Origin of the sequence: Plantactinospora siamensis, assembly GCF_042434095.1 — a bacterium.
Taxonomy (GTDB): domain Bacteria; phylum Actinomycetota; class Actinomycetes; order Mycobacteriales; family Micromonosporaceae; genus KBS50.
This window is the reverse complement of sequence record NZ_JBHLUE010000034.1, coordinates 205,604-225,800: the sequence shown is the minus strand read 5'-3', so window position 1 is coordinate 225,800 and position 20,197 is coordinate 205,604. Positions and strand designations below refer to the sequence as shown.

17 protein-coding genes and 3 pseudogenes are annotated in these 20,197 nt (G+C 74.0%); 13 read left to right on the top strand and 7 right to left on the bottom strand.

The window, feature by feature from the left end:
• Nucleotides 1–51 precede the first annotated feature (51 nt).
• Nucleotides 52–612 carry a type III secretion system chaperone family protein gene (locus ACFFHU_RS30140; protein ID WP_377343879.1) on the top strand — a complete coding sequence of 187 codons (561 nt, stop codon included), beginning with the start codon at nt 52–54 and terminating at the stop codon, nt 610–612.
• 91 nt (nt 613–703) lie between these two features.
• Here the strand turns inward: ACFFHU_RS30140 and ACFFHU_RS30135 are convergent, their stop codons facing one another.
• Nucleotides 704–1,879, bottom strand: coding sequence for a phosphatidylglycerol lysyltransferase domain-containing protein (locus ACFFHU_RS30135; protein ID WP_377343878.1), 1,176 nt, complete (start codon nt 1,877–1,879; stop codon nt 704–706).
• Between ACFFHU_RS30135 and ACFFHU_RS31750 the strand changes: the two are divergent.
• A pseudogene (locus ACFFHU_RS31750) lies at nt 1,782–2,228 on the top strand (hypothetical protein); the annotation flags it as partial. The gene ACFFHU_RS30135 and the pseudogene ACFFHU_RS31750 overlap by 98 nt on opposite strands.
• Before the next feature lie 1,046 nt (nt 2,229–3,274).
• Here the strand turns inward: ACFFHU_RS31750 and ACFFHU_RS30125 are convergent.
• Nucleotides 3,275–4,636, bottom strand: a pseudogene (locus tag ACFFHU_RS30125) (MDR family MFS transporter); the annotation flags it as partial.
• Between the two features lie 173 nt (nt 4,637–4,809).
• On the opposite strand from ACFFHU_RS30125, the gene ACFFHU_RS30120 reads away from it, so the two are divergent.
• Nucleotides 4,810–5,613, top strand: coding sequence for a phosphoglyceromutase (locus ACFFHU_RS30120; RefSeq protein WP_377343875.1), 804 nt, complete (start codon nt 4,810–4,812; stop codon nt 5,611–5,613).
• A gap of 117 nt (nt 5,614–5,730) precedes the next feature.
• Here the strand turns inward: ACFFHU_RS30120 and phoU are convergent, their stop codons facing one another.
• Nucleotides 5,731–6,378: a phosphate signaling complex protein PhoU gene (gene phoU / locus ACFFHU_RS30115; protein ID WP_377343874.1), complete on the bottom strand. Its 648-nt coding sequence runs from the start codon at nt 6,376–6,378 to the stop codon at nt 5,731–5,733.
• A gap of 270 nt (nt 6,379–6,648) precedes the next feature.
• Here phoU and ACFFHU_RS30110 point away from each other — a divergent pair, with 270 nt between their 5' ends.
• Nucleotides 6,649–7,869, top strand: a complete 1,221-nt coding sequence (locus ACFFHU_RS30110; protein ID WP_377344072.1) for a sensor histidine kinase — start codon at nt 6,649–6,651, stop codon at nt 7,867–7,869.
• A 27-nt stretch (nt 7,870–7,896) separates the two neighbouring features.
• On the top strand, nt 7,897–8,580 hold the full coding sequence (locus ACFFHU_RS30105; RefSeq protein WP_377343873.1) for a response regulator transcription factor: 684 nt from the start codon (nt 7,897–7,899) through the stop codon (nt 8,578–8,580).
• A 9-nt stretch (nt 8,581–8,589) separates the two neighbouring features.
• Here the strand turns inward: ACFFHU_RS30105 and ACFFHU_RS30100 are convergent, their stop codons facing one another.
• Nucleotides 8,590–9,471 carry a DUF3109 family protein gene (locus ACFFHU_RS30100; protein WP_377343871.1) on the bottom strand — a complete coding sequence of 294 codons (882 nt, stop codon included), beginning with the start codon at nt 9,469–9,471 and terminating at the stop codon, nt 8,590–8,592.
• Nucleotides 9,472–9,546: 75 nt separating this feature from the next.
• Between ACFFHU_RS30100 and ACFFHU_RS30095 the strand changes: the two genes are divergently transcribed.
• Both ACFFHU_RS30095 and ACFFHU_RS30090 read left to right on the top strand, forming a co-directional pair.
• On the top strand, nt 9,547–10,491 hold the full coding sequence (locus tag ACFFHU_RS30095) for a Ppx/GppA phosphatase family protein (RefSeq protein WP_377343870.1): 945 nt from the start codon (nt 9,547–9,549) through the stop codon (nt 10,489–10,491).
• Between the two features lie 69 nt (nt 10,492–10,560).
• The gene (locus ACFFHU_RS30090; protein ID WP_377343868.1) at nt 10,561–11,364 is read left to right on the top strand and encodes a sugar phosphate isomerase/epimerase family protein; all 804 of its coding nucleotides are present in this window, start codon (nt 10,561–10,563) and stop codon (nt 11,362–11,364) included.
• Nucleotides 11,365–11,541: 177 nt separating this feature from the next.
• Here ACFFHU_RS30090 and ACFFHU_RS30085 read toward each other — a convergent pair.
• Nucleotides 11,542–12,096, bottom strand: a pseudogene (locus tag ACFFHU_RS30085) (CGNR zinc finger domain-containing protein); the annotation flags it as partial.
• Nucleotides 12,097–12,396: 300 nt separating this feature from the next.
• On the opposite strand from ACFFHU_RS30085, the gene ACFFHU_RS30080 reads away from it, so the two are divergent.
• Entirely contained in the window at nt 12,397–13,317 is a 921-nt protein-coding gene (locus tag ACFFHU_RS30080) for a proline dehydrogenase family protein (protein WP_377343867.1), read from the top strand.
• 4 nt (nt 13,318–13,321) lie between these two features.
• Here the strand turns inward: ACFFHU_RS30080 and ACFFHU_RS30075 are convergent, their stop codons facing one another.
• Nucleotides 13,322–13,723: a VOC family protein gene (locus tag ACFFHU_RS30075; protein WP_377343866.1), complete on the bottom strand. Its 402-nt coding sequence runs from the start codon at nt 13,721–13,723 to the stop codon at nt 13,322–13,324.
• A 182-nt stretch (nt 13,724–13,905) separates the two neighbouring features.
• On the opposite strand from ACFFHU_RS30075, the gene ACFFHU_RS30070 reads away from it, so the two are divergent.
• From ACFFHU_RS30070 to ACFFHU_RS30050, 5 genes are all read left to right on the top strand, one after another.
• Nucleotides 13,906–16,062 (top strand): hypothetical protein, encoded by a 2,157-nt coding sequence (locus ACFFHU_RS30070; RefSeq protein WP_377343865.1) that lies wholly within the window; start codon nt 13,906–13,908, stop codon nt 16,060–16,062.
• A gap of 212 nt (nt 16,063–16,274) precedes the next feature.
• Nucleotides 16,275–16,487, top strand: coding sequence for a helix-turn-helix domain-containing protein (locus ACFFHU_RS30065; protein ID WP_377343864.1), 213 nt, complete (start codon nt 16,275–16,277; stop codon nt 16,485–16,487).
• A 203-nt stretch (nt 16,488–16,690) separates the two neighbouring features.
• Nucleotides 16,691–16,792 carry a 30S ribosomal protein bS22 gene (locus ACFFHU_RS30060; protein WP_007465623.1) on the top strand — a complete coding sequence of 34 codons (102 nt, stop codon included), beginning with the start codon at nt 16,691–16,693 and terminating at the stop codon, nt 16,790–16,792.
• A gap of 123 nt (nt 16,793–16,915) precedes the next feature.
• Nucleotides 16,916–17,998, top strand: coding sequence for an NAD-dependent epimerase/dehydratase family protein (locus ACFFHU_RS30055; protein WP_377343863.1), 1,083 nt, complete (start codon nt 16,916–16,918; stop codon nt 17,996–17,998).
• 278 nt (nt 17,999–18,276) lie between these two features.
• Entirely contained in the window at nt 18,277–19,134 is an 858-nt protein-coding gene (locus tag ACFFHU_RS30050) for a lysophospholipid acyltransferase family protein (RefSeq protein WP_377343862.1), read from the top strand.
• A 14-nt stretch (nt 19,135–19,148) separates the two neighbouring features.
• On the opposite strand, the gene ACFFHU_RS30045 is transcribed toward ACFFHU_RS30050, so the two are convergent.
• Nucleotides 19,149–19,979, bottom strand: coding sequence for an HAD family hydrolase (locus tag ACFFHU_RS30045; RefSeq protein ID WP_377343861.1), 831 nt, complete (start codon nt 19,977–19,979; stop codon nt 19,149–19,151).
• Nucleotides 19,980–20,197 lie beyond the last annotated feature (218 nt).

Sequence of the window (20,197 nt, the reverse complement as noted above, 5' to 3'; positions counted from 1 at the left end):
TCGAGCGGGGCGGCGGGGTCGGACCGCGTACCGCTGGGTAACAATGCTCGAATGACGACCACCGACTCCGTACCCGCCCGGATCGCCGCCCTCATCGAGCGGGTCTGCGCCGAGCGGGAGCTGCCGTGCGAGCCGACCGGCGAGCTGTCGTACGCGGTGACCCTGCCGGGCACCCACAAGCTCAAGACGGTCTGCAACCTCATTGTGGGCGAGCACGCGCTGCGGGTCGAGGCGTTCGTGATGCGGCAGCCGGACGAGCGTCGCGAGGAGCTCTGGGCCTGGCTGCTCCAGCGCAACTCCCGAATGTACGGGGTGGCGTTCTCCATCGACGCGGCGGGCGACGTCTACCTGACCGGACGGGTCGGGCTGTCCGGGGTCACCGAGGAGGAACTCGACCGGTTGCTCGGTTCGGTCCTCACGTACGCGGATGAGTCGTTCGACACGATGCTCGAGATCGGCTTCGGCACGGCCATCCGGCGCGAGTGGGAGTGGCGGGTGAAGCGCGGCGAGTCGCTGGCGAACCTGCAGGCGTTCGCGCACCTCTTCGAGCCTTCGGGGACCGCTCGGACCGCGCCGGGCGATCGGCCCGATGGAGGTTCGGACGCGGCGTGACGGGTATGCGGCGCCGGGTGACCGGCACCGGGAGCGGCGCGGGTCACCGGCGTCAGGACACCTGTCAAGGGAGCGGGAGATCCTCGATGGCTCAGCGGAACCCTTCGACCCGTGGCGGCACCAGCACCCGGTCTGGCGGCCGGTCGGCCGGTTCGTCCGGAGTCGCCAAGAATGACATTGCCCAACTGCGCGCGGACGAGATCCGGAACCGGTTGCGCCGGCGTGGCGTCACCGGCATCTCCGGGCTGCGCAAGGACGAGCTGGTGAACACCCTCGTCCGGACCATGCGAGCGGAGGGCCGGGGCCGTACCGGTCCGGCCGGACGGTCCGGCGCGGCGAAGCCTGGCGGCCGCGGAGCGGCGGCGGCGAAGCCGGCCGCCCGGAAGCGGTCGACGGCCACGGCCCGGGCCAAATCCGCCGGCCGGACGGCCGGGTCCGCCCCACGCACCTCGACCGCCAAGCGGACGTCCGCGGCGAAGCGGACGACGGCCGCCAAGCGTTCCGGCACGGCGAAGCGGACCAACGCCACGAAGCGGACGACCGCCGCGAAGCGGACGACCGCCGCGAAGCGGACGACCGCCGCGAGGGGGACGACGACCGCGAAGCGGACGACGGCCGCCAGCCGTCCCGGCACGACGAAGCGGACGACCGCCGCCGCGAAGCGGACCACCGGCACCGCGGCCAAGCGAACCACCGGCACCGCGGCCAAGCGAACCACCGGCACCGCGGCCAAGCGAACCACCGCCGCGAAGCGGACGTCGGCCGCCACCAAGCGTGCCCCGGCGAAGCGGACATCGGCCGCCACCAAGCGTGCCCCGGCGAAGCGGACGTCGGCCGCCACCAAGCGTGCCCCGGCGAAGCGGACATCGGCCGCCACCAAGCGGACATCGGCTGCGAAGCGGACGTCCGCGGCTTCAGCGACGAAGCGGACGCCCGCCGCCAAGCGGACGTCGACGGCCACGAAGCAAGCCTCGCCGGCCACAAAGCAAGCCTCGCCGGCCACGAAGCGGGCCTCGACGGCGACCAAGCGGGCCTCGACGGCCACGAAGCGGACGTCGTCGGCGACCGCCAAGCGGACGGCGCCGGCCAGCAAGCGGACGTCGGCCGCCACCGGCCGCAAGCCGGCCGGGACCGCCGCGAAGTCCAGCGCCGTCCCCCGGAAGACGACCGCGACCGCTCGCAAGGCGCCCTCGGCCGGCGCCGGGACCGCGGGCGCGGCGCCCAAGGCCCGGACCGGCGAGGGCGGCATCCGCGAGGGCGAAGGCACGTCCCGGTCCCTGCAGTACGCGCAGCGGATCGCCTCGCCCGACGACAGCCCGGACCGCCCGGGTCGCAGCCTGGTGACCACGAACCACGACGTCATCCGGCGGTGGGCCAGTGACCGCCGGGCCGAGCCGGCGACCATCTCCGGTACGGAGCGGGATGGCCGAGCCGGGGTGCTCACGTTCGACTTCCCGGGCTACCGGGAGAGCGGCCGGATCAGGCCGATCACCTGGGACGAGTGGTTCGACACGTTCGATCTGCGGCAGCTGAACTTCATCTACCAGGAGGAGCGGTCGAACGGCGGGCAGAGCAACTTCTTCCGTACCGAATCGCCGCACCGGGAAGATGCGTGATGCTCCGGGAATGCCCGGGCGGGCCGGCCGGTTATGACCGAGTGCCCGGAAAGCACGCTCCTGGTGTGACCCGCAGAACATGGAAGCCGGGTTGTGGGGTATTCCAGGGGACCTCTAACGTTATTGCACGCGCCGCGCTCGAAACGGCTCGGGGGAGCCGTGGTTCGCGCAGAACCGAGCAGTGGCGCCTGGAGGTGGCATCCCGCCGTTGGGGGACGGCGCGCCACCTGATGACCGGCGGTGTGAGCGGGCGACGCTTACGGGGGTGAGCGTCGCCCGCCGCCGCCGGCCCCACCCAGCCGTACGCATTCCCGCGGTTGCCGGCTCTGCTGGCTGACCTGACGGGCGGCCCGACTGGGAGATCTTGGACCGAAACCGTTCGCCGAGAACGGTTTCGGTCCAAGATTCATATTCGGCGAACCAGGCGATCAGGGTCGCCGTCCGCCGCCCGGTCCGGCAGCGACCCGGTCGGCCGCCTCGGCCGCCGAACCGGCTGCCAAGCACTCGACCTTCGGCCCGACCGCCGAGCCTTCGGCCTTCGGCCCGACCGCCGAGTTTTCGGCCTTCGGCCCGACCGCCGCATCCCCGCCCGCCGGCCCGACCGCCGCACCGTCGGCCGCCTCGGGCGGTGCCGCCAGCGAAATCGCCGCGTCCGCCGCGACCGTCATCGCGTCCGCCGGGGCCGTCGTGTCCGCCGCGCTCGCCCCGACAGCGGTGCCCGCCGCGTCCGCCGTGTCCGCCGGGACCGCCGTCGCGTCCGCCGGGACCGCCGCGCTCGCCCCGACAGCGGTGTCCGCCGCGTCCGCCGCGGCCACCGCGTCCGCCGCGGCCATCGCGTCCGCCGCGGCCGTCGCGTCCGCCGCGGCCGTCGCGTCCGTCGCGTCCGCCGCGGCCGTCGTGTCTGCCGGGACCGTCGCGCTCGCCCCGAGACCGGTGTCCGACGCGACCACCGCGACCACCGCGGCCGTCGCACCCGACGCGACCACCGCGCCGACCGGATCCCCCGACGTCGCCGGGACGCCTGCCGCGCCGGCATCGTCGGCCGGGCCGGCCGAGCTCGCCGGGCCAGCAGCATCCCCCGAGCCGGCGGCGGCGGCCGGGACCGCCGCGCTGCGCGGCGCGGGCGGCGCGGTCCGCGGCGTACCGGATGTGCTGGCCACAAGCGCGGCGGCCTGCCGTTCCCGGGCCGGTCCGGAGATCAGGTGGGCCAACGCCACCAGCAGGCCGAGCGCCGCGCAGCCGAGCCAGAGCGCGGCGTTGCCCTGTCGCTGCCGGACCAGGCCGCCCACGATCGGGGCCGCGGCACCGGCGATCTGCCAGGACAGCGAGAAGACGCCCTGGTAGCGCCCGCGATGCGCGGCCGGCGAGAGTTCGGCGATGAGGGTGGAGTTGGAGGGCGCGCTCAGCATCTCGCCGAGGGTCCAGATCAGCACGGTCAGCGCGTACAGCCAGGCCGTGTCGGCGAGGGCGGTGAGTCCGAAGCCGGCGCCCATCACCACGGCGGCCACGGCGAGCACCTGGGACCGGTTCCGGCCGCGGATGAGGCGGGGCACGAACAGCTGGCCCACCACGATCAGCACGCCGTTGAGCGCGATCACCGAGCCGTACGTCGAGGGCGCGAGCGCGTCGTCGGTCATCGCGATCGGCAGCATCGAGACGTGCTGCAGGAACACCATGGCCGAGAACAGGTTGAGCGCCACGAACCCGAGGAACACCCGGTCGGTGGCGACGGTCCGCAGCCCGCCGCGGCCACCGCCGGCGCCGCGGCCGCCATCAGCGCCGCCGCCTGGCGCCGGCACCGGTCGGCGGTACGCGCCGGACGGGCGGGTCTCGCCGACCTTGATGAAGACGATGAGCGCGGTGATCAGCGTGGTGCCGGCGTCCACCAGGAACAGCAGCAGATAACTGGCCTCGGCCGCCAGCCCGGCGAGCAGGGCCGCGCAGGCGAAGCCCAGGTTGATCGCCCAGTAGTTGAGTGAGAACGCGCGCAGCCGGTCCCGGGCCGGTACGACATCGATCATCATGGCCCCGAACGCCGGCCGGGCGGCCTCGGCGAACATCCCGAGCAGCAGGGCGCCGAGCGCGACGGACCAGAGGTCGCGGGCGAGCCCCAGGCCCACCATCATGGCCGCGCCGCCGAGTTGGGCGGTGAGCAGGGTGGGTCGGCGACCCCAGCGGTCGGCCAGGGTCCCGCCGAGCATCGTCCCGGCGGCGCCGCCGACCCCCCAGAGCGCCAGCACGCTGCCGGCCTGGACCTCGGTGAAGCCGCGCGCCCGGGTCAGGTAGATGGCCAGGAAGATCAGGACGAACGAGCCGAGCTTGTTGATGAGGGTGCCGGTCCAGAGGTACCAGAATGATCCGGGTAGTCCGCCCGTCGTCTGGAGAAGCCATCCCCGTACCGACCGCACGCCGCCGACCTCCGTTGCGTAATGAGTCGAATAAGTTCGATCACTTACAACCTAGGCTCGTGGCCCCGACCCGGTCACCCGAATTCGGGCGTGGCGGTGGTCACGCCGGCCGGTCACCGTCCACCCAGCGGGTCCGTCGGGTACGCGCGGGGCGGGTCGGGCAGGATGAGCCCATGACTGGGAGCACGAGGAGCGAATCGGCCGGCCGGTCCGTGGCGAGCGAGGGCGCCACCATCGGCACGCTGGTGCTGCTGCGGCACGGCGAGAGCGACTGGAACGCCAAGAACCTCTTCACCGGTTGGGTCGACGTGGACCTGACGGCCAAGGGCGAGGCCGAGGCCAGGCACGGTGGCGAGCTGATGGCCGAACACGGTCTGCTGCCGGACGTGGTGCACACCAGCGTCCTGCGCCGGGCCATCCGGACCGCCGAACTGTCCCTGAACGCCGCCGACCGGCACTGGATCGCGGTACGCCGCTCGTGGCGGCTCAACGAGCGGCACTACGGCGCGTTGCAGGGCAAGAACAAGAAGCAGACCCTCGACGAGTACGGCGAGGAGCAGTTCATGCTCTGGCGCCGCTCGTACGACACCCCGCCGCCGCCGATCGCGGACGACGACGAGTGGTCCCAGGCCGGCGACCCGCGGTACGCGCTGCTGCCGCCCGAGCTGATGCCCCGGACCGAGTGCCTCAAGGACGTCGTCGAGCGGATGCTGCCCTACTGGTACGACTCCATCGTGCCGGACGTGCTGGCCGGCCGGACGGTGCTGGTGGCCGCGCACGGCAACTCGCTGCGGGCGCTGGTCAAGCACCTGGACCAGATCTCCGACGAGGCCATCGCCAAGCTGAACATCCCGACCGCCATCCCGCTGCGATACGACCTCGACGCGAGCCTGCGACCGCTCACCACCGGCGGGACCTACCTCGACCCGGAGGCCGCGAAGGAGGCGGCGGCGGCCGTCGCCAACCAGGGGCGGTAGGGGTCGGAGGTTCGCCGGCCCCGCCCACTCTGGGCGGTCAGGCTTGATCCCGACGTGGGCGGGGCCGGCGAACCTCAGTGTTGAGCGGCTTGAGTGCTGCTGCCCAGCCGGGATGGGTCACTGGTCGGTGGGTTGGCCGGTGATGAGGTAGATGACGTGTTCGCCGGCGTTCACGGCGTGGTCGGCGAACCGCTCGTAGAAGCGGCCCAGCAGGGTGGCGTCGATGGCGGTCTCCACGCCGTACGGCCAGTCGTCCCTCAGCAGCACCGCGAACAGGCTGCGGTGCAGATCGTCCATGGCGTCGTCGTCGCGGTCCAGTTCGGCGGCCACCTCGGCGTCCGGCTTGGCGAGCACCGAGCCGATCTTGCCGGCCATCCGGTCGGCCACCCCCGACATGTCGGTGAAGACGGCCCGCAGCTCGGCGGGCACGGCCGGGGACGGGTGCCGGCGCAGCGCGGTCTTGGCCACGTGATCGGCCAGGTCGCCCATCCGCTCGAGGTCGGCGGCCACGTGCAGGGCGGTGATCATCGCCCGCAGGTCCGACGCCACCGGGGCCTGGCGCGCCAGCACGTCGCAGACCCGCTCCTCGACCTGGCGGTACGTGGCGTCGATCTCGGCGTCGGCGCTGATGACCTCCTCGGCCGCCGTCCGGTCGGCGGTCAGCAGCGCCCTGGTGGCCTGCCCCATGGCCGCACGGACCGACTCGGCCATGTCGACCAGCAGCTGGGCGACGATGTGCAGATCTGCCCGGAACTCCTCGCGCATGATCACTTCCTGTGTTTCGGGCGGCACCGGGGAGGGTCAACCGCAGGGATGGGCGAACTCGGCTTTCACGGTAGGTCGGCGGAAACCCGGCGAGAAACCGCGGGGTGAACTCGGCCGGTCCGACCGGTTAACTTTCCCGGTGCTCGGTCCGATTTGCCCTCTTTAAGGTGGTGTCTCGGTTAACGAAGAATCTACGATCGGCTCGTGACCGGGTACGTCGTGGCTGCGCTGGCGGCCGGGCTGGCGCTGGGGCTGGCCGTGGCCCTGCTGATGGCCCGCGCCCGGCGCTCCATCGCGGCCGGCGCGGGCGGCCGCGGCCGCCTCGACATCCTCGCGGACGGGGGAGCGGCCATCGAAGAGGATCTTCCAAGCGGACTGCCCGGGCTGGGTCGCCGGACCGTCGACTCGCTGCGGGTCGGCGTCGTGGTGCTCGGCCCGGACGAGCTGCCGGTGCTGATCAACCCGGCCGCCCGGGCCATGGGGCTGCTGCGCACCGGACCCGAGCCGGGCACCGTGGTGCCGCACCCGATCATCCGTACCCTGGCCGGACAGGTCCGGCGGACCGGCGTGCGGCGCGAGGTGGAGCTCGACCTGCCGCGCGGCCGCGCCGACTCCGGCTCGGACCCGCTGGGCGTGCACCTGCGGGCCATGGGGATCGGCGAGGGGTACGTCGCCGTGGAGGCCGCCGACGTCACCGAGGCGCACCGGGTGGCCCGGGTGCGCCGCGACTTCGTGGCCAACGTGAGCCACGAGCTCAAGACTCCGATCGGCGCCCTGCAACTGCTGGCCGAGGCGCTGCTCGACGCCACCGACTCGGCCGACCACCCGGACGCGGAGGCGGCGGCCGAGGATGTGGCGGCGGCCCGCCGCTTCGCCGAGCGGATCTCCAGTGAATCGGCCCGGCTCGGCCGGCTGGTCAACGAGCTGCTCGAACTCACCCGCCTGCAGGGCGCCGAGCCGCTGCCGGCGCCCGAGCCGGTCTCGCTGGACTGGGTGCTGGCCGAGGTGGTGGACCGGACGCGGACGACCGCCAGCGCCCGCGGGATCGAGATCGAGGTCGAGGGCCTGCGCGGGCAGACCGTGTACGGCAGCGACTCCCAGCTCGCCACGGCGGTGACCAACCTGGTCGAGAACGCCATCGCGTACTCGGGCGAGGACACCCGGGTGACGATCGACATCTCGGCCGACGACGAGCAGCTGGAGATCGCCGTCACCGACCAGGGCATCGGTATCGCGCCCGACGACGTGAACCGGATCTTCGAGCGGTTCTACCGGGCCGACCAGGCGCGGTCCCGGTCCACCGGCGGCACCGGGCTCGGCCTGGCGATCGTCAAACACATCGCCACCAACCACGGCGGCCGGGTGCAGGTCGCCAGCACGCTGGGCGGCGGCTCCACGTTCACCCTGCGGTTGCCGGCCCGCCCACCCGATGCCTTCCTGCCGCCACCACCATCCGCTGATATCGACAGCGGTTCGGCCGCGCTCCGCTAGGCCGGATCCGAGGAAAGGAACGTTTCGTTGGCCCGCGTGCTCGTGGTCGAGGACGAGGAGTCGTTCTCCGACGCCTTGTCGTACATGCTCCGCAAAGAGGGGTTCGAGGTGTCGGTCGCCGCGACCGGCACCGCCGCGCTCACCGAGTTCGACCGCTCGGGTGCGGACATCGTGCTGCTCGACCTGATGTTGCCCGAGATGTCCGGCACCGAGGTGTGCCGGCAGCTGCGACAGCGGTCGGCCGTGCCGATCATCATGGTCACCGCCCGGGACAGTGAGATCGACAAGGTGGTCGGCCTGGAGATCGGCGCGGACGACTACGTCACCAAGCCGTATTCTCCGCGCGAGCTGGTGGCCCGGATCCGGGCGGTGCTGCGCCGGCAGACCCCCGAGGCCACCGAGACCGCGGCGGCCACCCTCACCGCCGGACCCGTGCGGATGGACATCGAGCGGCACGTGGTCACCGTCGAGGGCAGCACCGTGCAGCTGCCGCTCAAGGAGTTCGAGCTGCTCGAACTGCTGCTCCGCAACGCCGGCCGGGTGCTCACCCGGGGCCAGCTGATCGACCGGGTCTGGGGCGCCGACTACGTCGGCGACACGAAGACGCTGGACGTACACGTGAAGCGGCTGCGGTCCAAGGTCGAGCCGGAGCCGTCGACGCCCCGGCACATCGTCACCGTCCGCGGCCTGGGCTACAAGTTCGAGCCCTGACCGGTGCCGCTACGGCTGACGCGGCGGGGTGGCCGGTTCGCGACCGCCGGAGAGCCGCGGCGCCGGCCGGGCGGACGGCGGCTTCTTCGGCGAGGCCGGGTGCGGCGCGATCAGGCCGCTCCGGACGCGCGCCGCGCACAGCTCGGCCAGCCGCTCGTACGCGGCCCCGCCGATCAGCGCGGTCAGCTCCGGAGCGTACGACTGGTACATCGGCTCCTGGCCGACGTGCGCATCCGGCGACGAGGTGCACCACCAGTCCAGATCGTGCCCGCCCGCTCCCCAGCCCCGGCGGTCGAATTCGGCCAGCGTCGAGACCAGCACCTTGGTGCCGTCGGGCCGGGTGCTCCACTCCTGGTCGCGCCGGACCGGCAGTTGCCAGCAGACGTCGGGCTTGTATTCCAGCGGGTGGGCGCCGTCCCGGAGCGCCTGGGCGTGCAGCGCGCAGCCGCCGCCGCCCGGGAAATCGGCGTCGTTGAGGAAGACGCACGGCCCGTCCTCGCCCCGGGTGGCCGTCCGCCGGGCCGGCTTGGTGCCGTCGACCGAGTCCAGCTCGGTCCAGTTCTGGAAGCCGCGGCGGTGGTGCTGCCACGTCTGCGGGGTCAGCCGCCGCGCGGCCGCGCGGACCCGCTTCTCGTCGTCCGCGTCGGTGAAGAATGCCCCGTGCGAGCAGCAGCCGTCGGCGGAGCGGCCGGCGATGATGCCGTGGCATCCGCGGCCGAACACGCAGGTCCATCGGGACAGCAGCCAGGTCAGGTCGGCCCGGATCAGGTGCTCCTCGTCGGCCGGGTCGAGGAACTCGATCCACTCCCGGGGGAAGTCGAGCCCGACCTCCCGGCTGCGGGGATCGTCGTCGTCATCGACCAGGACGCGGAGTTCGGAGCCGGCTGCCACCCGGTCAGCGTACGCCGCCGGCACGGATGCGCTGGCCAACCGTGCGAATTGCGGCCATTGACTTAGGGTCATGGCATGCGGCTGGGTGTGCTCGACGTCGGCTCCAACACCGTCCACCTGCTCGTGGTCGACGCGCATCGCGGCGCCCACCCCTGGCCGGCGCACTCGGAGAAGGCCGTGCTGCGGCTGGCCGAGCAGATCGGCCCGGACGGCGAGCTCACGTCTCGGGGCGAAAAGGCGCTGGTCACGGCGGTGGCCGAGGCGAGGGCCGCGGCCGAGGGACTGGGCACGGACGACCTGCTGGCCTTCGCCACCTCCGCCGTCCGGGACGCCACCAACGCGCCGCAGGTGCTGAATCGGGTACGCAAGGAGACCGGCGTACACCTGCACGTCCTGCCCGGGGCCGACGAGGCCCGGATGACCTTCCTGGCCGTCCGCCGTTGGTTCGGCTGGTCCGCCGGCCGGCTGCTGGTGCTGGACATCGGCGGCGGCTCGCTGGAGCTGGCGGCGGGCGTCGACGAGTATCCCGACCTGGCGCTCTCCGTACCGCTGGGGGCGGGCCGGCTCACCCGGGACCGGCTCCGGGTGCAGCCGGAGACCGCCACCCCGCCGCCGGCCGCGGCCATCGACGAGCTCTACCGGTACGTCGAGGAGACGCTCGACCCGGTCGCCGACAAGCTCGGTCAGATCGCCTGGGAACGCACGGTGGCCACCTCGAAGACGTTCCGCACGCTGGCCCGGCTGGCCGGCGCGGCGCCGTCCGGGGCCGGCCTGTGGGCCCGCCGCTCGCTGTCGCACGACGGGCTGCGCCAGGTGATCGGCTTCATCCGGCACATCCCGCCGAGCAAGCTGTCCGAGCTGGAGGGGGTGAGCGCGAGCCGGGCCCACCAACTGCTGGCCGGCGCCGTGGTGGCGGAGGCCACAATGCGCCGGCTGGGCATCGACTCGCTGGACATCTGCCCGTGGGCGCTCCGGGAAGGGGTGATCCTGCGCCGGCTCGACCAGCTCGACGGCAGGTGACGCCGGCGGTCGCGGCCCGGCGTTCATCGGCGCGGGTGGGCCGTGGCGGACGGGGCTACGCTGATTGGCGTGACTTCCCGCGTACCGGTCCTGCTGTCCAGCTCCTCGGTCTTCCCGGAGCCGACCGCGGCGGCGTTCGAGCTGGCCGCCCGGCTCGGCTACGACGGTGTCGAGGTGATGGTCTGGACCGACGCGGTGAGCCAGGACGCCGGGGCGCTCCGCGGGCTCTCCCAGCACTACGGCGTGCCGGTCCTGTCGGTGCACGCCCCGTGCCTGCTGGTGACCCAGCGGGTGTGGAGCTCCGACCCGTGGGAGCGGCTGCGCCGGGCGGCCGAGCTGGCCGAGACCCTCGAGGCGCCCACCGTGGTGGTGCATCCGCCGTTCACCTGGCAGCGGGACTACGCGCGGACGTTCGGCGACGGGGTGGCCCGGCTGGCCGGTGAGCACCCCGGGCTGAGCTTCGCGGTCGAGAACATGTACCCGGTCCGGATGGCCGGCCGGCAGTTCGTCCCGTACGTCCCGGGCTGGGATCCGACCGAGGCCGGCTACTCGGCGTACACCCTCGATCTGTCGCACTGCGCCGCCGCGCACCACGACAGCCTGGAGATGGCCGACCGGATGGGCGCCGGCCTCGCCCACGTCCACCTCGGGGACGGCACGGGGGAGGGGCGCGACGAGCACCTGGTGCCCGGGCGCGGCAACCAGCCCTGCGCCGAGCTGCTCTCCTCGCTGGCCGGGCGCGGCTTCACCGGCGCCGTGGCCGTGGAGGTGGCCACCCGCGGGGCGCGCAGCCGCGAGCAGCGCGAGGCGGACCTGCGGGCGTCCTTGGAGTTCGCCCGCGAGCACCTCGCGGCCACCAGCACGGTCGGCTGAGGCGTACCGGCGGGCAGGACGCCCGCGCCCGACGGGCCGGGCAGGTGCGGGCGGTGATCGCGGCCGCGATCAGCCGACGGGGGTGAGCGGCGCCGGCACGGCGGCCGGCGCGCGTCCGGCGCCCGCGGTCTGACCGGCCCCGGCGGCCTGCCCGACCCCGGTGTTCTGCCCAACCCCGGTGTTCTGCCCGACCCCGGCGGCCTGCTCGCCGACGGCGGCCCGCTTCCGGGCCCGGTGCGCCGCCACGTGCGAACGGGTGGCGCACCGCTCCGAGCAGAACCGCCGGCAGCAGTTCGACGAGGTGTCCAGGTAGACGTTGCCGCACCGGTCGTCGGCGCAGACGCCGAACCGGGAGCTGCCGAACTCGCACAGCCAGACGGACAGCCCCCAGGCCGCGCCGGCGATGAACTCGGCGGCCACCGACGAACCCCGGCTGGTGACGTGCATGTGCCAGTCGAAGGAGTCGTGCCCCGAGATCCGGGGCTGCACGGGGTACGTCTCGAGCAGCGCGTTCAGCTCGGCGACGGCTTCGGTGTCCCGGCCGGAGGTGCCCAGCTCGAATACGTCACGCAGGCGCTTCTGCGCCCGCCGGAAGATCACCAGATCCCGCTCGGCCACCTCGTCCCGCATCCACGGGTTGGCGTCGCCGAACACGGCCCGCAGGCCGTCGAGGTCGTCCAGCCGGGCGTTGACGAGGTCAACACCGGTCCGGGCGTACGCGTCGAAGTCCACCCGACAACCGTAGACGACTCCCGGCCGGATCGACCCCTCCCCGTGCCACGGCCGGCCCCCGCCGGCCCCCCGACAGGGCCTTGGCTCCGCAGGTGGTTTCGGCCCCTTCGTGGCGTTCCTAGCGGTTGGTGCCCCGGGCGGTGGGCGCCCGTCCCGGGCCCGCGCCGGTGCCCGGACCGGCCGCTGGCGGGCGCCCGTTCAGGGGCCGCGCGGGCGCCCGGACCGGCCGCTGGCGGGCGCCCGTTCAGGGGTCGCGCCGGCGCCCGGACCGGCCGTCTCACCGGGCGTTAGGCTCAGGTCATGCTCCGATCGGTCATCCTCGCCGCGTCCCGGTCATCCCGGGTCGAGCGGCTCGTCGCGACCGCCCCGTACACCCGGGACGTCGTGCGCCGGTTCGTCGCCGGCACCACCCCCGACGACGCGCTGCGCGCCACCCGCGAGCTCGTCACCGCAGGTCTCACCGTCACCCTCGACCACCTGGGCGAGGACACCGTCACGGCGGAGCAGGCCACCGCCGTCCGGGAGGCGTACCTCGAACTCCTGGCCGTGCTGCGAGCCGCCGGGCTGACCGGCTCGGCGGAGGTCAGCGTGAAGCTGTCGGCCGTCGGCCAGGCCTTCGACGAGAAGCTGGCGTACGAGAACGCCCGGCTGATCTGTGCGGCCGCCGCCGAGGCCGGCACCACGGTCACGTTGGACATGGAGGACCACACCACCACCGACTCGACGCTGGACATCCTGGCGAAGCTGCGGGCGGACCACCCCAGCACCGGCGCGGTGCTCCAGGCGTACCTGCGGCGCACCGAGTCGGACTGCCGCGAGCTGGCCGGGGCCGGTTCCCGGGTGCGGCTGTGCAAGGGCGCTTACAAGGAGCCCGAATCGGTGGCGTACCAGTCGGCGAGCGACGTGGACAAGTCGTACGTTCGCTGCCTCAACGTGCTGATGGCCGGCGACGGTTACCCGATGCTCGCCACCCATGACCCCCGGCTCATCGCGATCGGCCAGGAGCGGGCCCGATGGTACGACCGCACGCCCGACTCCTTCGAGTTCCAGATGCTGTACGGGATCCGGCCGGACGAGCAGACCCGGCTGGCCAGCGAGGGCCACACCGTCCGGGTGTACGTCCCGTACGGCGACGAGTGGTACGGCTACCTGATGCGGCGGCTCGCCGAGCGCCCGGCCAACGTGGCCTTCTTCGCCCGATCGCTGATGTCGAAGAAGTGACCCCTCACGGCTCGCTCGACCAGGACCGGCTGCTGAGCACCAACCGGTAGCCGTCCGGGTCGGCGATCGTCACCCCCCACCGGTCCCAGTACGGGCCGCCGGAGACCCGCGTGCCGCCGGCCCGTACCAGGCGATCCACCAGGCCGTCCCGGACCGGGCCGGCGAGGTAGAGGACCAGCAGGTCGTCCTCGGTCGGTCGGGGCGGCTCGGCCAGGTTCGGCCCGCCCACCAGCTCCAGGTGCCAGGGGCCGCCCGGCCAGCCCACCATCAGCAAATCGTGCTCGCCGGGCCCGACCTCGGCGCTGCGCCACAGCACCGACAGGCCCAGGCCGTCGACCCAGAACCGTTCGGCGGCGGCCAGGTCCAGACTGGGCCGGGCCAGCCGGATATGCGGTGTCGGTTTCATTCCGGCAGCGTATGACTTCGGTTCACGTCCGCCCGGGCGACGTCGCCGGTGCACACCTCGACGCCGCCAGCCGGCGACATCTCCCGCGGCACCGGCCTGGTACTCCTGGATCTTGCAATTCTGCTCCCCCTCCGAGGGCAGCAGAATTCCAAGATCTGGGTCGCACGACGTAGCCTTCGACGGTGAACGATGGAGCGGCGCGGGCGAACGCGATGGCGCCGGCCGAACCGCCGGCGCCTGCCGAACCGCCGCTGCCCACCACGCCGGCCGCGTCGGACGCGCCCACTGCGCCTGTCGCGCCCACCGTGCCGGCCGCCCGGCCCGCCCCGGCCGCGCCGGCCGAATCCACTCCGCCGGTCGCCCCGGCCGCGCCGGCCGAGTCCATTTCGCCGGTCGCCCCGGCCGCGCCGGCCGAGTCCATTTCGCCGGCTGCGCCGGCCGTCCCGATCGCGCCGACCGTCCCGATCGCGCCGGCTGTGCCCGCCGCCCCCGCCGTGCCGACCGCGCCCACCGCCCCCGCCGCGCTGGCCGAATCCACTCCGCCGGCCGCGCCGACCGCCCCGACCGCGCCGATCGCGCCGGCTGTGCCCGCCGCCCCCGCCGGGCTGGCCGAACCCACTCCGCCGGCCGCGCCGACCGCGCCCACCGCCGACGCCGCCCCGGACGAATCCACTCCGCCGGCTGCGCCGGCTGCGCCGGCCGCCCCGGCTGCGCCCACTCCGCCGGCCGTGCCCACTGCGCCGGCCGCCCCGGCTGCGCCCACTCCGCCGGCCGTGCCCACTCCGCCGGCTGCGCCGGCTGCGCCCACTCCGCCGGCCGTGCCCACTCCGCCCACTCCGCCGGCCGTGCCCACTCCGCCGGCCGCGCCGGCCGCGCCCACTCCGCCGGCTGCGCCGACCGAGTCCACTTCGCCGGCGGCATTCCACCCGTCGGTGCGGCGTACCCGGTGGAAGCCGTGGTCGGCGCTCGGGCTTGTCGCCGTACTCCTGCTCTGCCTGGTTCCCCTCGGCCTGCTGGCCAGCACGGTGCTGCACCGGGCGGACGGCGGGGTGGCCGGCGGACGCCGGCCGGCGCCGAGTCCCCGGCCGGGGGACGGCGCCGGCGCCACCGGGGCCTGGCTGCGGGATCGGGTGGCCGAGCAGCTCGACCGGCAGGCGGCCGCGCTGCTGGCCGGCGATCGTGCCGGCTTCCTGGCCGTGGCCGATCCGGAAGGTGCGGCCGCCCCGACGCTGAAGCGGGAGTACGCCGCGCTGCGAGCCCTGCGCGTGCGGGTGTGGCGCGCCGAGGTGGCCGACCGCCCCACCGCGGAGCCGGGCGAGCCGCGCCGGTGGCGGTTCACGGTCACCTACCGGTACTGCTTCGCCGAGCCGGACTGTGCGCCGATCCCGTTCACGGTCGGCACCCGGTGGGTGGACGGGGGAGCACGGCCCCGGCTGGTCTCGTTCGAGCCGCCCGGCCCGGCCACCGCCGGCCCGGCCACCGCCGCGTCGCCCACCGCCGGATCGCCCACCGCCGGATCGCCCACCGCCGGATCGGCCACCGCCGGATCGGACGCCGTCGGGTCCGGCGCGCCCGGCCCGGATGCCGCGGGACCGCGCCCGTGGCAGGTGAGCGAGCTGGTGGCGCTGACCGGCAGCCGGGTCACGGTGGCCAGCACGCCCGCGCTGCGCGGCCGGCTGCCGGCCCTGCTGGCCAGCGCCGAGCGGGCGGCCGGGGTGGCCGACCGGTACGCCGTCAGCGGGGCCCCGCCGCGCCGGTACCTGATCTTCTACGCCGGTCGGTCGGAGTGGAGTTCCTGGTACGGCGGTGACCTGCCGAAGTGGACCGGTGGCTACGCGATCCCGGTGGGCGGCGGGCAGCACGACGTGGTGCTCAATGCCGACGAGCTGACGCGCGGCGGGGCCGACGTGGAGCTGCTGCTGCGGCACGAGATGACGCATGTGGCGTCGATGTCCGACCGCAACCGGGTCGGCGCCGACGAGTGGTGGCTGGTGGAGGGGCTCGCGGAGCAGGCGGCCGCGAACGGTCGGCGGCCCAGCCAGTCGCCCGAGCTGGCCGCGGTGCGCCGACTGCTGCGCAGCGGCTGGGACGGCCGGCTGTCCGGGCTGCGGCCGGCCGACGACGCCGCGGACTGGCGGGTGGTGGCCGGGTACGGCGCCAGTTACCTCGCGGTCCACCATCTCATCGAGCGGTTCGGCCAACGGTCGGTGTTCGACTTCTTCCGGCTGGTGGTGCAGGACGGGCGGACCCCCGACCGGGCCGCCCGGGAGTCCTTCGGCGGCGCCTGGCAGCCGCTGGCGGAGGACTGCGTCGGCTACGTCCGCGGCATGCTCGGCTGACCGCCGCGGCGGCACCGCCAGCCCGATCCGGACGCTTGCGCCCCCGCAGTCACCCGGGTCCAGCGCCGCAACTTTCATGATCAAAAGTGCGAAGGGATCGCGCCGGCAACAGTTGCCCCGCTACCGTACTGGTAACACGCGCGTTGCCTGCCGTGACGGAGACGGTCGTCACTCTCCGGGCGCGCGCCGGGGATGGGATGGATTGGTGAGCCATGACGGGATCACCACAGTCCGACGGTCGGCTGTCGGAGGTCAGGTTCCTGACCGTTGCCGAGGTGGCGTCGCTGATGCGGGTTTCCAAGATGACGGTCTATCGATTGGTGCACTCGGGCGAGCTGACGGCCGTCCGGGTCGGGCGTTCGTTCCGGGTGCCGGAGCACGTCGTGCATGAGTATCTGCGGGGAGCGTTCCAGCAGAGCGCCTAGCGGCCGTGCCCGCGTACGACGCTTCCGGCGGGGCCGCGTTGGCCTTGATCGGGACCGGCGGCTACCCTGGACCGCGACCGTGACCTCACTCCGGTGCGCCACGCCGCCCGCCAGCCGGGTCCGGTCCGTTGTCCAGTTCGGTCGCCGGGCCACCGATGGTGGTCCCGGTCAGTTCCGCCAGATTGCATGAGAAGGGCTGTCGTATGGGCTCGGTGGTCAAGAAGCGCCGCAAGCGCATGGCTAAGAAGAAGCACCGCAAGCTGCTGCGCAAGACCCGCGTCCAGCGTCGCCGTCTCGGCAAGTGACCCGTTGGCCGGGCTCCGGCCCGGTCAACGGTTGCGCCGGCCCCCCGTCGACCCTCGGAGGCTTGCGGTGAACAGCTCCCGGCAGCATGGGCCCGGCCCATCGACGCCGGTGGAAAGCGCGCCATGACCCTCGGCCACACCGTCGGTGTGCCGGGGGTCGTCGTGGTGACCGGGGTCAGTCGCTACCTCGGCGCTCACGTGGCCGCCCGGCTGGCGGCCGATCCGGCGGTCGGCCACGTGGTCGGGATGGACCCGGTCGACCCGCCGGCCGAGCTGGCGCCGCTGCTCGACGGCGTCGAGCGGGTACGCGCCGACGCGGGCACGGTGAGCGGGGTCATCGCCGACCTGGACGCCGCCTGCGTCGTACACCTGGCCCTGGTGACGGCGCCGGACAAGCAGCAGGGCGGCCGCGCGGCCATGAAGGACCAGAACGTCATCGGGACGATGCAGCTGCTCGCGGCGTGCCAGCGGGCGCCCCGGTTGCGCAAGATCGTCTTACGGTCGTCGACGGCCGCGTACGGCGCCTCGTTCCGGGATCCGGCCGTCTACACCGAGGACACCGAGCCGCGCGAGGTGCCGCGCGGCGGTTTCGCCCGGGACATCCTCGACATCGAGGGGTACGTCCGCGGGTTCCGCCGGCGGCGCCCCGAGGTGACCGCGACGGTCCTGCGGTTCGCGCCGTTCATCGGGTCGACGGCGGACACGACGCTGACCCGATACTTCGCCCAACCGGTGGTGCCCACCGTCCTGGGCCGGGATCCCCGCCTGCAGTTCGTGCACATCGACGACGCCCTCGAGGCGCTGCACCGGTCGGTCGTCGAGGACCACCCGGGCACCTTCAACGTGGCGGGCGCCGGGGTGCTCACCCTCTCCCAGGCCATCCGGCGCGCGGGCCGGATCGCGCTGCCGGTCCCGGAACCCGGCCTGTCCGGCGCGGCGGGGCTGGCCCGGACCCTCGGGTTCGGCCGGTACGGGTTGGACCAGGTGGACCTGATCGTGCACGGTCGGGTGGTGGACACGACCCGGCTGGTCGACGAGTTCAACTTCACCCCGCGGAGCACGGCGGCGGCGTTCGACGACTTCATCCGCGCGCACCTCGACAACGCGCTGGTCAGCGGTGAGCGGCTGCGAGCGGCGGAGCAGGCGATCCTGGACGGGGTCCGCCAGGTCCGGCAGGTCCGCTCGGCCACCGGGCGGCAGCCGTGAGCGACCATGATCGGCGCCGGACCGACGACGCTCCGGCCGCAGACCCGGGGCCGCCGGATCCACCGCCGGCGGCAACCGGATCGGGATCCGCTGCCGGCCCGGGCCGTACCGGATCGGCCGGCCCGGGTCGTGCCGGATCGGGTCGTGCCGGATCGGCCGGCTCGGTCGGCGCCGGCGCGGCCCGGAGCGGATCGGCGGACGTCGACCCGCCGGCGCAGCGCAACGGGCACCGGTCGACACCGCCGAGCCGGCTGGTTCCGCCGCCGGTGGACCAGGCCGTGGCCGACGGACCGGCCGACGTGTGGGACCGCCGGGTGGCGGGGGCGCTGGCCTTCCTGCGCCGCCGGCTCTCCGGGCAGTACGAGGTGGACGAGTTCGGCTTCGACCCCGAGCTGACCGACCAGCTCTTTCATCCGCTGCTGCGGACGCTCTACCGCGACTGGTTCCGCGCCGAGATCGACGGGGTGGAGAACCTGCCGGCCGGCGGAGCGGGCCTGGTGGTCGCCAACCACTCCGGCACGGTGGCGCTGGATGCGTTGATCCTGTCGACCGTGGTGCGCGACCGGCATCCGGAGCGCCGGCACCTGCGGCTGCTCGGCGCCGATCTGGTCTTCCGGATGCCGGTGGTCTCGGAACTGGCCCGCAAGTCCGGCGGGACGGTGGCGTGCAACCCGGACGCCGAGCGCCTGCTGGACCGGGGCGAACTGGTCGGCGTCTTCCCGGAGGGCTTCAAGGGCATCGGCAAGCTCTACGCCGACCGCTACAAGCTGCAGCGGTTCGGCCGGGGCGGCTTCGTCTCGGCGGCGCTGCGGACCGGTACCCCGATCGTTCCGGTGGCCATCGTGGGCGCCGAGGAGACCTACCCGATGCTGGCCGACGTCAAGCCGCTGGCCCGGTTGCTGAAGCTGCCATATTTCCCGGTCACCCCGACCTTCCCCTGGCTGGGGCCGCTCGGGATGGTCCCGCTGCCGAGCAAGTGGCTGATCCGGTTCTGCCCGCCGATCTCCACGGCGCACCTGGCCGAGCAGGCCGACGACCCGCTGGTGGTGTTCAATCTGGCCGACCAGGTCCGGGAAACGATCCAGCAGACGCTGCTGGAACTGCTGCAACGCCGTCCGGATCCGTTCGGCCCCTGACCGCCGTACCCGGCCTATCGGGCGAAATGCCGGCGCAGCGCGAGGCCCGCGCCGGCCAGCGCGCCGGCCGCGACGGTCGACGGCACGGCGATCTTGACGGCCCGGCGGCCGGTGCGGAAGTCCCGGACCGGCCACCCGCGCTCGCGGGCCACCCGGAGCAGGGCCGCGTCGGGGTTGACCGCCACGGCCTGGCCGACGGCCGAGAGCATCGGGATGTCGTTCGACGAGTCGCTGTAGGCGGTGCAGCGGGCCAGGTCCAGCCCCTCCACCTCGGCGAGCCGGCGGACCGCCGCCGCCTTGGCGGCGCCGTGCATGAGGTCACCGACCAACCGTCCGGTGTACGCGCCGTCCCGCACCTCGGCCACCGTGCCGATGGCGCCACTCAGGCCGAGCCGGGCCGCGATGGCCCGGCCGATCTCGACCGGGGCCGCGCTCACCAGCCAGACCTGCTGCCCGTACTCGAGGTGCTGCTGGGCGAGCGCCCGCGCGCCGGCCCAGATCCGCGGCTCGATGAGCTCGTCGAAGATCTCCCAGGTGAGCCGCTCGATCTCGTCCACCCGCCAGCCCGCGACGAAGGCAAGCGCCGTCTCCCGGGCCCGCGACATGTCGCCGGCGTGCTCGGTCGCGAGCAGCCGGAACCGCAACTGCTGCCAGGCGAACCGGGCCAGGTCGCCGGGCCGGAAGTAGTCGCGGGCGGCGAGCCCGCGGGCGAACCAGTAGAGCGAGGCGCCCCGCATCATGGTGTTGTCGACGTCGAAGAACGCCGCGGCCCCGGTGACCGGCGCCCAGCCGATCGGATCGCCGCGGTCGTCGGCCCCGACGATCACCTTCCGGGAACTTCCCACCAGCCAGGCCCCCTCACCCGTCGCGCCATCCCTGCCCCGGTACGAGGTTAGTCGGCCCGGCCGGGTGACGACCAAGAATGGGCGCTGAGCAGGGAAAATCGGCGTCAGCCGGGCGTTGCGGCCGGCTGGGGTGGCGCCAGGTGTCCCTGCGCGTCCCCGGGCCCGCTGGTGGCCGGACCGGCCGAGGCCGGCGCGGCCCGGGTCCCGCGCGGCTGGTT